Raw genomic sequence first — 13,319 nt, forward strand, 5'->3', positions numbered from 1 at the left:
GCGCTACCCTGCGCCCTCACCTGCCACCACGAAACACGCCCATGCGTCTGCGCCACCGCCTGAAGAACCTGCCCGTAGGCCGAAAGCTGCTCGCTGCCCTGCTGGTCCTGCTGGCCGCCGTGCTGGTGGTCGCCAACATGACCTTCATCAGCGCGGCCTACTGGATCTCCCAGGAAAGCGTCGCGCCCCAGGCGCTGCAGACCTTGGGCCGGCTGTTCGCCACTCCCGCCCTGAGCCGCGACGCCCTGAGCTCTCCCGAAAACGCCCATGAGCTACTCAAGCGCCTGGAGGGTTATGGCCCACTACGCGCCGCGGTGATCTACGACGCCGACGGCAATAGCATGGCGCAGTTGCAGAGGGGCGAGAAACTCGACCTACCCGAGCAGGTCGCTGCTCTGGACAACTGGCGCATCGGTGAATTTCGCGCCAACCAGTTGGTCGAGCTGCCGCGATCCGATGCTCCGCCAGGCCACCTGCTACTGGTCGCATCCAGTGAGTTGCCGGGCGCGTTCTACACCGGCACCGTCACCGCCAGCCTGGTGATCCTGCTGTTCAGCCTGGTGCTATGGCTGTTGGTGGCGCGGCAGATCCGCCGCCTGGTCACCAGCCCGATCAAACGCCTGGAAGAGCTGACCCGCCAGGTCACCCGCGAAGAGAACTACTCGCTGCGCGCGCGACGCGGCAACCGCGACGAAATCGGTAGCCTGGCCGAAGCCTTCAACACCATGCTCGAGCGCATCGAGGCCCGCGAACAGCAGCTCAAGCGTGCCCGCGACGATTCCGAAGAGGCTTACAACCAGGCCCGCGGTCTGGCCGAGGAAACCCGCCTGTCGAACCGCAAGCTGGAACTCGAAGTGCAGGTTCGCAGCAAGATCGAGAAGAAGCTCACGGGCTTCCAGAACTACCTCAACAGCATCATCGACTCCATGCCCTCGGCGCTCATCGCCCTCGACGAGCAGCTCTATGTGGCGCAGTGGAATCAGGAGGCCAGTGCGCTGTCTGGCACATCCATCGACGAGGCTGTCAACCAGCCGGTGTTCCTCGCCTTCCCGCTGCTCAAGCCGTACCTGTCCAAACTCAAGCGCACCGCCGAGCAACATCGGGTCGAGAAGATCGAACGCGTTACCTGGATTCGCGATGACGAGCCCCATCACTACGCCCTGACCTTCTATCCGCTGATCGGCAGCATCGGCCGTGGCGTGGTGATCCGCATCGACGACATCACCCAGCGCCTGAATCTCGAAGAGGTCATGGTGCAGTCCGAGAAGATGCTTTCCGTGGGCGGCCTGGCGGCCGGCATGGCGCACGAGATCAACAACCCGCTGGGCGCCATCCTGCACAACGTGCAGAACATCCGCCGGCGCCTGTCGCCGGAGCTTCCACGCAATCAGGAGCAAGCCGAATTGGCCGGCGTCAGCCTGCCGGCCATTGACCGATACCTGGTAGCGCGGGAGATCCCTATGCTGCTCGACGGCATCCAGCAGGCCGGTGCACGAGCCTCGAAGATCGTCACCCACATGCTCAGCTTCAGCCGCCTGAGCAACCGTCAGCTGGCGCCCTGCCAGTTGCCGGCGCTGATCGACCAGGCGGTGGAGATCGCCAGCAACGACTTCGACCTGACCGAAAGCTTCGACTTCAAGAGCCTGCTGATCCAGCGTGAATTCGACCCGCAGCTGGGGCCAATTCCCGGCATCGCCAACGAACTGGAGCAGGTGCTGCTCAACCTGCTGAAGAACGCTGCCCAGGCCATTCACCTGCGTGAAGACGAAAGTGAGCCCGGCAAGCTGATACTGCGCACGCGCCTGGCGCCGCCCTGGGCCGAAGTGCAGGTCGAAGACAATGGCGTGGGCATCCCCGAAGCCGTGCGCAAGCGCATCTTCGAACCGTTCTTCACCACCAAAGAGGTCGGTCAAGGCACCGGACTGGGACTTTCGGTGTCGTACTTCATCGTCACCAACAACCACAAGGGCCAGATGGAAGTGCACTCGCGCACCGGCCAGGGCACCTGTTTCACCCTGCGCCTGCCCCTGGGCGCCAGCAGCTGATCAGCGGAGACCCCATGGGTTATCGACTCTCGAAAATCTACACGCGCACCGGCGATGCCGGACAAACCGGTCTGGCCGACGGCCGCCGCGTCGCCAAGGATCATCCGCGCATCGAAGCCATCGGCGAAGTGGACACCCTCAACAGCCAGCTCGGCCTGCTACTCGCCGACCTGCTCGAGCAGCAGGCTAACCACCCGGGTCTCGGCGAGCTTGTCGAAGTGCTCGCGCCCTGCCAGCACCGCCTGTTCGACCTCGGTGGCGAGCTGGCGATGCCCGAGTACCAAGCGCTGCAGGGCGCCGAAATCGAGCGCCTGGAAGCGGCCATCGACCGCTGGAACGAGGAAGTCGGGCCGCTCACCAACTTCATCCTGCCCGGCGGCTCACGGCTGATCGCCCAGGCCCACCTGTGTCGCAGCAGCGCCCGCACCGCCGAGCGACGCTGCGGCCAGCTGCATACCATCGAACCACTGCGCGGTGAGTTGCTGGCCTACATCAACCGGCTGTCCGACCTGCTGTTCGTGGCCGCGCGGCTGATCGCCAGGCGCCAGGGCATCGACGAAGTGCTCTGGCAGGCCGCCGTCAAAGGCTGAGGCAACTCTCGAAGCGGCGCAGCTCGCCGCTCAGCGGGTCGCTGAACGACAGCCCACGGGCCAGCAGCTTCAGCGGCCGCCCGTAGTCGTCGGGCTCACCCTCGGCGCAGCTGACTTCGGGATAGAACGGATCGTTGAGGATCGGCGCGCCCAGGGCCGCCATATGCACCCGTAGCTGATGTTTCTTGCCGGTGACTGGCTCCAGACCGTACAACCAATGCTCGGCGCGCTTCTCGATCACCTCGACGCGCGTACGGGTGTTCGCCACCCCCGGTGCCTCGCGCATGCGAAAGAACGGCTCCCCGGCTTCGAAACGCGTCTCGCGCAACAGCGGAAACTGCAGCCCGGGCAAGGGAGCAGCCAGCGCCTCGTAGCGCTTGTCGATGGCGCGCTCGCGAAACATTGCCTGGTAGCGCCCGCGAGTCTGCGGATTGCTGGAGAACAGCACCAGCCCGGCGGTGTGCCGGTCGATGCGATGCAGGGGCACCAGATCGGCATTGCCGGTACGCTTGACCAGCCGCGCCAGCAGAGTCTGCTCGACATAGGCGCCGGCCGGCATCACCGACAGGAAATGTGGCTTGTCGGCGACCAGAATGTGCTCGTCGACATGCAGGATGGCTTCCTCGAAGGGAATCAGCGGCTCGGCGGGCACCTCACGGAAATAATGCACGCGCAGGCCGACCCGATACGGGTGATCGACGCCGATGGGCGCGCCGTCGGCGTCCAGCACCCGGCCACGGGCCATGCGCTCGAGCCAGACGTCTCGCGGAATCGCCGAGAAATGCGCGCACAGGCAGTCGAGCACCGTCGCCCAGTCGCCGGCAGGCAGGTGCAGCGTGCTGGGACGCAGGGTCGGCTGATCGGATGGTGGCATGCGAAGGCTCCAGGCGCGGTAGTCAGGGCGCGATCAGGTAGAGAAAGATCGACAGCGTCACCAGCGAACCCAGCGTCGACAACAGAATGGTGCTCGACACCTCGGCACCGTCGCGGCGATAGAACTCGGCGAGCATGAACGGCCCGGTACCGGTCGGCAACGCGCTGAGCAGCAGCGCGGCGTGGGCCCACATCGACGGCAGGCGGAACACGTAGACGGCCAATGTCCAGGTGATCAGCGGATGAGCGACCAGCTTGATCAGTACCAGGCCGGTACCGCGCTGCTTCGGCCCTGCGTGCTTTGCAGCCAGGAACAAACCCAGGGCGATGAGCGCGCAGGGGCCCGTGGCGGCGGCGAGCAATTTGAGAAACTGGTGCAGGGGCGCCGGCAGCGGCTGCGCCGTAGCCGCCCACAGACCACCGAGCAGCGGCGCCATGACGATGGGGTTCTTCAGCAGAGCGATACCGACTTTGCGCACCGCGGCCAGCAGGCTCTTTTCGTTCTGCAGGCCCACTTCGATGCACACCACCGCCAGGGCGAAAAGTACGCAGATGACGATCAGGCAGGCGATCAGCGCCGGCTCCATACCGGCATCGCCGAACACCAGCAGGCACAGCGGAATGCCCATGTAACCGGTATTGGCGTAGGAAGCGCTCAGCCCCTGCACGCTGGCATCGGCCAGGCTGGTGCTGCGCAGGCGCCACAGCAGCACCAGGGCAAAAAGGCCCAGGGTGGCGATGCCATAGGCGAGGATGAAACCGGGCTGCCAGATCTCGTCCCACACCACGGTGGCCATCGCCTCGAACAGCAGCGCCGGCAGGCACAGCCAGACCACCATGCGGTTGATCTCCGAGGCGGCGGTGGCGCCCAGCAGGCCCAGGCGCCGGCAGGCGAATCCGGCAAGGATCAGCGCGAAGACCGGCAGGATGACGTTGAGAACGGAGGCCATGGGCCGTGGATCACTCGAAAACGGGACGCCGCAGGGTAGGCGCTACGGCCTGCTCACACAAGCGCAGCCGTCACTGCTGACGCTCGGGCCAGAACGCACGAATCCCGGCGACGCCCTGGGCACCGGCCTGCCAGGCCTGCTCGATCTGCTGCGGCCCCACACCGCCGAGCAGGTAGCACGGCTGGTTGAAGCCCTTCAGCAATTCGGTCGCCTGCTCCCAACCCAGCGGCAGGGCATCGGGATGGCTTGCGGTGGCCTGCAAAGGCGACAGGGTGATGAAATCGGCACCGATTTGCGAGGCCAGCTCGAGCTCTTCGGCATTGTGGCAGGAAGCGGCCAGCCAGCGGCCTTCGGGCAGTGGACGGCCCTTGCTGGCGTACTTGCGTAGCTGCTCGGCAGTGAGGTGCCAGCCGGCTGCGGGGAAATCGCCCAGCCACTCCAGCGGGCCCTTGAGCATCAACTGCGCCTTGCCGGCGCAGAGCCCCTGGACGTCAACGGCGATGTCCCGGTACTGGGCGTCGAACATCGCCGGCGCGCGCAGTTGGATCAGGCGAATACCGTTGGCAATCGCTGCACGTGCACCCGCAAGCAGCTCGGGGCCGTCCAACCCTTCCGGGGTGATCAGGTAATGCTCGGGCAGCCGAGCAGCCGCGACGATCGGTCGGTTGGCGGCAGGAAATTCATAGTCGCCCAATTGCCGTGCGCTGACCCACGCCAGCGGCTGGCCTTCGGCGCCGTGGGGTTCACCCGCGAAGCGACTGACTTCCCAGACGTCCAGCAACACCTGCTTGTCGCTGTAGTCGTGGCGCACCTGAATCAGCGGCCGCGCCGCTTCCACGCGTATGTCCAATTCCTCGTGCAACTCGCGCGACAGCGCCGCCAGAACGGCCTCGCCCTCCTCGACCTTGCCGCCCGGAAACTCCCAAAGCCCGCCCTGGTGTTTGTCGTCCGAGCGTTTGGCGATCAGGATCCGCCCATCATCACCACGGATTACCGCGGCCGCTACATGCACGCGTTTCACGTCTTCTCCTCTAGAGCTGCCTGGTGCCAGCGCTGGAATGCCGGCCACTGAAAAATGGTTTCCACATAGGCCGCCGCATCCGCCGGAAGTTGCACGCCGTAGCTGCGCAGCCGGCTGGCGACCGGGGCGAAGTAGGCGTCGGCAATGCTGAGCTGACCGAACAGGTACGGCCCGCCTTGACCGAATCGCTCACGACAGCCCGCCCACAGCGCGACGATGCGCTGGATATCGTGCTTGACCTCGTCGGTCACGCTGGCCAGCGGCGCATTGCGCTGCATGTCCATCGGCATGTGGCTACGCAGCGCACCGAAGCCGCTGTGCATTTCCGCGCAGGCCGAACGGGCCATCGCGCGGGCAGCCACATCACGGGGCCACAGCCCGGCATCGGAGAAACGCTCGGCCAGGTATTCGGCGATGGCCAGAGAATCCCAGATCACCCCGACGTCCTCGGTCTTGAGCACCGGCACCTTGCCGGTCGGCGAATGCTCCAGCAGGCGTGCATGGGTGTCGGCGCGAAAAAGCGGCACCAGGGTTTCCTGATAGGCCGCGCCGCTGAGTTCAACCAACAGCCAGCCGCGCAGCGACCAGGAGGAGTAGTTCTTGTTGCCTATCACCAGTTCGAGCGACATCTATTTCTCCAGCGTTCGGAAGGAACAGAGCGACAGCTTCACCCGTGGCTGCCAGCAAGGCAAATTCCCCGCGCGCATGGGGCCATGCGCGCGCGGAATCCATCGGCGATCAGGTACGGTATTCGGCGTTGATCTTCACGTACTCGTGAGACAGGTCGGTGGTCCAGATCGTCTCGCTGCAGGTGCCGCGGCCCAGCTCGATACGGATGGTGATTTCCTCTTCGGCCATCACCGCCGCGCCCTGCTCTTCGGTGTAGCTGACCGCACGGCAGCCCTTGCTGGCGATGCACACCTCGCCCAGGAACACGTCGATCTTGCTGACGTCCAGCTGCGCCACACCGGCACGACCGACGGCGGCGAGGATGCGCCCCCAGTTGGGGTCGGAGGCGAACAGCGCGGTCTTGATCAGCGGCGAGTGGGCCACGGCATAGCCGACATCCAGGCATTCCTGGTGGGTCGCGCCGCCGTTGACCTGCACGGTGACGAACTTGGTAGCGCCTTCGCCGTCACGCACGATGGCCTGGGCCACTTCCATGCACACCTCGAATACAGCCTGCTTGAGCGCGGCGAACAGCGCCCCGCTGGCCTGGGTGATTTCCGGCAGGGCGGCCTTGCCGGTGGCGATCAGCATGCAGCAGTCGTTGGTGGAGGTATCGCCATCGATAGTGATGCGGTTGAACGACTTGTTCGCCGCGTCGCGCAGCAGGTCCTGCAACACGCCCTGGGCGACCTTGGCGTCGGTGGCGATGTAGCCGAGCATGGTGGCCATGTTCGGTTTGATCATGCCCGCGCCCTTGCTGATGCCGGTCACGGTGACGGTCACGCCCTCGTGGGTGAACTGGCGGCTGGCCCCCTTGGGCAGCGTGTCGGTGGTCATGATGCCGGTGGCGGCATCGGCCCAGTTGTTTTCAGAGAGGTTGTCCAGCGCGGCCTGCAGGGCACCTTCGATCTTCTCGACCGGCAGCGGCTCACCGATTACCCCGGTGGAGAACGGCAGCACTTCGCTCTCATCGACGCCGGCCAGGATAGCCAGGCTGGCGCAGGTACGCATGGCGTTCTGCAGGCCCGGCTCGCCGGTGCCGGCATTGGCATTACCAGTGTTGGTCAGCAGGTAACGCACGCTGCCGGACGCTCGCTTCTTGGCCAGGATCACCGGCGCCGCGCAGAACGCGTTGAGGGTGAACACTCCCGCCACGCTGCTCCCCTCGGCACAGCGCATCACCACTACATCCTTGCGCCCTGGGCGCTTGATGCCGGCAGAGGCGATGCCCAGCTCGAAACCTGGAACCGGATGCAGGGTAGACAGCGGGCCAAGACCAACAGCCATGGTGAAGCTCCTTGAATTAGGTGGATGGGCACAGCATGTTCGATGCGAAAACGCCGCGAAGGGCTAGACCCTCGCGGCGTTAATTTTATAACCAGCTCAGGTTAAGAACCTGATCACGACCTTGCGAGCTAGAGTCCTGCAAGGCCTAGGCGGCCCCACGAAAACAGGCGAGGACGCGGAGTGTACTGGTGTACATGAGCATTACTCGCTTCGCTCGCCCCTACGGGGCCGCACTAAAGTGCGTTAGCCGCAAGCGGCTTGCCGAACCTGTTTTCAACGCCGCAGGGCCGACGCGCAGCTAGTCGTGTTCAGGCTCTCAGTTGACCTGACCGTGGCAGTGCTTGTACTTCTTGCCGGAACCGCAAGGGCACAGCTCGTTGCGACCGATCTTCTGCTCGGCGCGTACCGGCGCGGCAGCCACGGCGACATCGCCGTCCTGGCCTTCGGCTTCCGGCTCTTCGAGCGCGGAAACTTCATCGTGCTGGAACTGCATACGCTGGGCCATGGCTTCGGCTTCGCGGCGCAGACGGGCTTCTTCCTCGGCAGGATCTTCGCGGCGCACCTGCACGTGGGACAGCACGCGGATGGTGTCGCGCTTGATCGAATCCAGTAGTTCCTGGAACAGGGTGAAGGACTCGCGCTTGTATTCCTGTTTCGGGTTCTTCTGCGCGTAACCACGCAGGTGGATACCGTGACGCAGGTGGTCCATGGTCGACAGGTGGTCTTTCCACAGGTCGTCCAGAACGCGCAGCAGAATCTGCTTCTCGAAGGTACGCAGGGCTTCGGCGCTGGCCTGGGTTTCCTTCTCGTTGTAAGCGTCCACCAGTTCCTTGAGGATGCGCTCGCGCAGGGTTTCTTCGTACAGCTTGTCGTCTTCGTCGAGCCACTGCTGGATCGGCAGGCGCAGGTTGAAGCCGGCGAAGATCGCCTCTTCCAGACCGGCGATGTCCCACTGCTCGGGCAGCGACTGCGGCGGCATGTGCGCGCTGATGGTGCTGTCCAGCACTTCCTGGCGGAAGTCTTCGATGGTCTCGCCGACGTTGTCGGAAGCCAGCACGGTGTTGCGCATGTGATAGATCACCTTGCGCTGCTCGTTGGCCACGTCATCGTATTCGAGCAGCTGTTTACGCATGTCGAAGTTACGGCCTTCGACCTTGCGCTGCGCCTTCTCGATGGCGTTGGTCACCATGCGGTGTTCGATGGCTTCTCCCGGCTGCATGCCCAGGGCTTTCATGAAGTTCTTCACGCGGTCGGAGGCAAAGATGCGCATCAGGCTGTCTTCGAGAGACAGGTAGAAGCGGCTGGAACCGGCATCGCCCTGGCGACCGGCACGGCCGCGCAGCTGGTTGTCGATACGCCGCGACTCGTGGCGCTCGGAGGCGATCACGTGCAGGCCACCGGCTTCCAGCACCTGCTGGTGACGCTTCTGCCAGTCGGCCTTGATCTGCGCGATCTGCTCGTCGCTTGGGTTCTCCAGCGCAGCGACTTCCACTTCCCAGTTGCCGCCGAGCAGGATGTCGGTACCACGACCGGCCATGTTGGTGGCGATGGTCAGCGCGCCGGGACGACCGGCCTGGGCGATGATCTCGGCTTCCTTCTCGTGGAACTTGGCGTTGAGCACCTTGTGCTCGATGCCTTCCTGCTCGAGCAGGCGCGACACGTATTCGGAGGTCTCGATGGTCGCGGTGCCGACCAGGATCGGGCGGCCCTGGGCCTGGCACTCGCGGATATCGTTGATGATCGCGGCGTACTTCTCTTCCTGGGTCAGGTAGACGAGGTCGTTGAAGTCCTTACGGGCGATCGGCTTGTTGGTCGGGATCACCATCACGTCCAGACCGTAGATCTGGCGGAATTCGAAAGCTTCGGTGTCGGCGGTACCGGTCATGCCGGACAGCTTGTTGTACAGGCGGAAGTAGTTCTGGAAGGTGGTCGACGCCAGGGTCTGGCTTTCGGCCTGGATCTGCACGCCTTCCTTCGCCTCGATGGCCTGGTGCAGGCCTTCGGACAAGCGACGGCCCTGCATGGTACGCCCGGTGTGTTCGTCGATCAGGATGACCTGACCGTTCTGCACGATGTATTCGACGTTGCGATGGAACAGGGTGTGGGCACGCAGGCCGGCATATACGTGGGTCAGCAGGCCCAGATTATGCGCCGAGTACAGGCTCTCGCCCTCGGCCAGCAAGCCGATCTGGGTGAGCATGTCTTCGATGATCTGATGGCCGGCTTCGTTGAGTTCGACCTGACGGCTCTTCTCGTCGACCTTGTAGTGGCCTTCCTGAGTGACCACGCCTTCCTCTTCCTCGATGTGCTGCTTGAGGCGGGGAATCAGCTTGTTGATCTCGATGTACAGCTTGGAACTGTCTTCGGCCTGACCGGAAATGATCAGCGGCGTACGGGCTTCGTCGATGAGGATCGAGTCCACTTCGTCGATCACCGCGAAATTCAGTTCGCGCTGGAATTTCTCTTCCAGGCTGAACGCCATGTTGTCGCGCAGGTAATCGAAACCGAATTCGTTGTTGGTACCGTAGGTGATGTCGGCAGCGTAAGCGGCGCGCTTCTCTTCCGGCGGCATGAACGGGGTGACAATGCCGACCGACAGGCCGAGGAATTCGTACAGCGGGCGCATCCAGTTGGCGTCGCGGCGGGCCAGGTAGTCGTTGACCGTGACCACGTGCACACCCTTGCCTTCCAGGGCGTTAAGGTAGACGGCCAGGGTACCGACCAGGGTTTTACCCTCACCGGTACGCATTTCGGCGATCTTGCCTTCGTGCAGAGTCATACCGCCGATCAGCTGGACGTCGAAGTGGCGCATGCCCATCACGCGCTTACCCGCCTCGCGGGCCACGGCAAAGGCTTCAGGCAGCAGTTGATCCAGGGTTTCGCCCTTGGCCAGGCGGGCCTTGAATTCTTCGGTCTTGGCACGCAGTTGCTCATCGGAGAGCGCGAGCATCTGCTCCTCGAATGCATTGACGGCCTGAACCGCCTTGAGCATGCGTTTGACTTCACGCTCGTTCTTGCTTCCAAAGAGTTTTTTCAACAAAGGCGCAAACATATCGACAGGATCTTCCACGCTATGAATGGAGGGCGGCCCCGTGAGTCGCCCATGCAGCCCGTATGGCTGCGTGCGAAGGGGGCATTCTACCCGGAAACGGAATTGAAGAAAGAGCGCGATTGGCACAGGGCCATTGGCGCAGGGCAAGCCGGCCTTGACCGGCTTTTGTCAGGGCTCGTCGCTGACGCGGGCGATATAGCTGTGCGGGTTGACCAGCTCGCCGCTGCGGGTGACTTCGAAGTGCACGTGGTTACCGGTCGAGCGCCCAGTGCTGCCGACCGTGGCGATGGCCTGGCCACGCTGGACCAGATCGCCGACCTGCACCTTGTTGCTGCGGTTGTGCGCATACAGGGTGACATAGCCGTCGGCGTGGCTGATTTCCACGGTGTTGCCATAACCATTGCGGCGCCCGGCGAAGGTCACCACGCCGGCACCGACCGCCACCACGTCACTGCCGGCCTTGGCAGCGAAGTCAACGCCCTTGTGCACGCTGACGCGTCCGGTCAGCGGGTCGATACGCCGCCCGAACGGTGACGACACGTAGCCTTGCAACACCGGATGGCCGGAGAGCATCGTCGCCTCGTCGAGACGACGGTCGGCGAGCAGCTGTTCCAACACTTCGAGCTGCTGCTCACGGCTGTCCATGCGCAGGGCCAGCTCGTCGAGAGTGCTCATGAACGGCGGTGGCGCGTAGGCCGCGCTGCCAAGCGGTTCCTCAGGACCGCCCTGCCCCACGCCAAGAGAAAAATCGAACTCACTAGCATCCAGTTCGGCCAGTTCGGTAAGCCGCTCGCCCAGGGCGTCGAGCCGGGTCAGGCGCGCCTGCAGCTCGGCGACGTGGGCGGCGAAGGCATCGAGCTGACGCTGGGCGTCGATCTTCACCGCCCCGACTTCCTCGCGCTGGGCATCGAGGGCCTGGCTGACAACATCGCTGTTCAGTACCGGCACCGATTGCGGCGCAATCCACGCCCCCAGCGCTGCACCGCCGCCCACCGCCAGAACGACCAGCAGCACCGCGCCGGCCATCAGCCAGCGCAAATCGAGGCTGAGCGAGCGCGCGGCGCCGTGGCGCCTGCTGAGCAAAATGATGTGCATCACATCCCCATTTCGAAAAAAGTGGAACCCGAGCGGTCAGCAGAGGTTCTGCTACCATGACGGCCCCAAAACGTCGCAGGCTTCCTGCCATGAGTTTTCGTCCCTTGCCGGCCAAGGCGCCCGCCGCGCTCCTGCGCGAGGCGAAGCCGCTGAAAGCGCTGTTCAGCCAGGCTCAACGCCTCGACCACCTGCAGCAGGTGGTGGAAAGCCAGCTGCAGCCTGCCGCCCGTGAACACTGTCGCGTGGCATCGTGGCGTGAAGGCTGCCTGCTGCTGATCGTCACCGACGGCCACTGGGCCACGCGGCTGCGTTATCAACAAAAACGCCTGCAACGGCAGTTGCAGGCGCTCGAAACGTTCGCGACCTTAACGAAAATCCTCTTCAAGGTGCAACCTCCGAGCGGCGAGAAACGCCAGGCGCCACGGCCTTTTAAGCTCTCCGACAGCGCCGCCGACAACATCCAGGAAACTGCCGAAGGGGTCAGCGATCCGCGCCTGAAGGCCGCTCTGGAACGCCTCGCCAGCCATCGCCGCCGCAGTGATTCTTAAACTCGTCAGCCAGTTAGATTCACCAAACGGCGAGCGCCATAAAAATGACAGCTCGGTTAACGATTCCTGCACAACTCACGCCGGACCGGCCCCTGGCCGTTTGTCGGGTCACTTGAACTCGGCATAAAAAAGGCCACCCGAGGGTGGCCTTGAAGAAGTTAAAACTAGGAGAGAGTGCCTTACACCGCCGCAGCCGGGCGCATGTAAGAGATCGGAGCAGTGTCGGCGTCTTCGAACGTCACCGTTTCCCAAGCATCCGGCTGTGCGATCAACGCTCGCAGCAGACGATTGTTCAGGCCATGGCCGGATTTGTAGCCGCGGAACTCACCGATCAGGCTGTTGCCGAGCAGATAGAGGTCACCGATCGCATCGAGAATCTTGTGCCTGACGAATTCGTCCTCGTAACGCAGGCCGTCTTCGTTGAGCACACCGTCTTCGTCCACCACGATGGCATTGTCCACACTGCCGCCGCGCGCCAGGTTGTGCGAACGCAGGAATTCGATATCACGCATGAAACCGAAGGTGCGGGCACGGCTGACTTCCTTGACGAACGAGGTGCTGGAAAAATCGACACTCGCGGTCTTGGTGCGGTCGTGGAATACCGGGTGATCGAAGTCGATCTCGAAACTCACCTTGAAGCCATCGAACGGAACGAAGGTGGCGCGCTTGTCGCCGTCCGTCACGGTCACTTCACGGGTGATGCGGATGAACTTCTTGGGGGCGTCCTGCTCTTGCAGACCAGCCGACTGAATCAGGAAAACAAAGGGACCCGCACTGCCATCCATGATCGGCACTTCACAGGCGGAGAGCTCGACGTAGGCGTTATCGATGCCCAGGCCTGCCATGGCCGAAAGCAGATGCTCGACCGTATCCACCTTGACATCACCGTTGACCAGCGTGGTCGACATGGTGGTCTCACCAACGTTCAGGGCGTGCCCCTTCACCTCCACCACAGGGTCAAGGTCGGTACGACGGAACACGATACCGGTATCCACCGGAGCCGGCTTCAGGGTCAGGTAAACCTTCTCCCCGGAATGCAGGCCGATACCCGTGGCGCGGATGATGTTCTTCAGGGTGCGTTGTCTGATCATGGGTCTGGCCGCTATTACGCTAGGTGCGAATTGTTTTCAACAAAGGCTGGCGATGATAGCAGAACCGACCTTTGCTGAACACCAATCACCTTTATACC

11 protein-coding genes are annotated in these 13,319 nt (G+C 63.6%); 3 read left to right on the forward strand and 8 right to left on the reverse strand.

What is annotated here, in order from left to right; all coding sequences use genetic code 11:
- The first annotated feature begins 41 nt into the window (after positions 1-41).
- Together BM279_RS12205 and BM279_RS12210 are read left to right on the forward strand one after the other, a co-directional pair.
- Positions 42-2,045: a HAMP domain-containing sensor histidine kinase gene (locus BM279_RS12205; protein WP_093504090.1), complete on the forward strand. Its 2,004-nt coding sequence runs from the start codon at positions 42-44 to the stop codon at positions 2,043-2,045.
- 14 nt (positions 2,046-2,059) lie between these two features.
- Positions 2,060-2,635, forward strand: coding sequence for a cob(I)yrinic acid a,c-diamide adenosyltransferase (locus BM279_RS12210; protein WP_093504092.1), 576 nt, complete (start codon positions 2,060-2,062; stop codon positions 2,633-2,635).
- Here the strand turns inward: BM279_RS12210 and BM279_RS12215 are convergent.
- The 7 genes from BM279_RS12215 to BM279_RS12245 all read right to left on the reverse strand — a co-directional run bounded on the left by BM279_RS12215 (position 2,625) and on the right by BM279_RS12245 (position 11,582).
- Complete coding sequence (locus tag BM279_RS12215; RefSeq protein WP_093504094.1) at positions 2,625-3,509, reverse strand: pseudouridine synthase; 885 nt, start codon at positions 3,507-3,509, stop codon at positions 2,625-2,627. The two genes, BM279_RS12210 and BM279_RS12215, sit on opposite strands and share 11 nt — an antisense overlap.
- A gap of 22 nt (positions 3,510-3,531) precedes the next feature.
- Positions 3,532-4,458, reverse strand: coding sequence for an AEC family transporter (locus tag BM279_RS12220; RefSeq protein ID WP_093504096.1), 927 nt, complete (start codon positions 4,456-4,458; stop codon positions 3,532-3,534).
- 70 nt (positions 4,459-4,528) lie between these two features.
- A complete protein-coding gene (locus tag BM279_RS12225) occupies positions 4,529-5,479 on the reverse strand; it encodes a Nudix family hydrolase (RefSeq protein WP_093504099.1) in 951 nt (316 codons plus the stop codon).
- Positions 5,476-6,108 (reverse strand): glutathione S-transferase family protein, encoded by a 633-nt coding sequence (locus tag BM279_RS12230; RefSeq protein ID WP_093504101.1) that lies wholly within the window; start codon positions 6,106-6,108, stop codon positions 5,476-5,478. Before BM279_RS12230 ends, BM279_RS12225 begins: the two co-directional genes overlap by 4 nt.
- A 109-nt stretch (positions 6,109-6,217) precedes the next feature.
- Complete coding sequence (argJ, locus tag BM279_RS12235; RefSeq protein WP_093504103.1) at positions 6,218-7,435, reverse strand: bifunctional glutamate N-acetyltransferase/amino-acid acetyltransferase ArgJ; 1,218 nt, start codon at positions 7,433-7,435, stop codon at positions 6,218-6,220.
- Positions 7,436-7,751: 316 nt separating this feature from the next.
- Positions 7,752-10,487 carry a preprotein translocase subunit SecA gene (secA, locus tag BM279_RS12240; protein WP_093504105.1) on the reverse strand — a complete coding sequence of 912 codons (2,736 nt, stop codon included), beginning with the start codon at positions 10,485-10,487 and terminating at the stop codon, positions 7,752-7,754.
- Positions 10,488-10,655: 168 nt separating this feature from the next.
- Entirely contained in the window at positions 10,656-11,582 is a 927-nt protein-coding gene (locus BM279_RS12245) for a M23 family metallopeptidase (RefSeq protein WP_093504107.1), read from the reverse strand.
- Positions 11,583-11,671: 89 nt separating this feature from the next.
- Between BM279_RS12245 and BM279_RS12250 the strand changes: the two genes are divergently transcribed.
- Positions 11,672-12,130, forward strand: a complete 459-nt coding sequence (locus BM279_RS12250; protein WP_093504109.1) for a DUF721 domain-containing protein — start codon at positions 11,672-11,674, stop codon at positions 12,128-12,130.
- 179 nt (positions 12,131-12,309) lie between these two features.
- Here BM279_RS12250 and lpxC read toward each other — a convergent pair whose 3' ends face one another.
- Positions 12,310-13,221, reverse strand: coding sequence for a UDP-3-O-acyl-N-acetylglucosamine deacetylase (gene lpxC / locus BM279_RS12255; RefSeq protein ID WP_013792645.1), 912 nt, complete (start codon positions 13,219-13,221; stop codon positions 12,310-12,312).
- Positions 13,222-13,319: the final 98 nt, after the last annotated feature.

It is taken from the genome of Phytopseudomonas straminea, from assembly GCF_900112645.1.
Taxonomy (GTDB): Bacteria; Pseudomonadota; Gammaproteobacteria; order Pseudomonadales; family Pseudomonadaceae; genus Aquipseudomonas; species Aquipseudomonas straminea.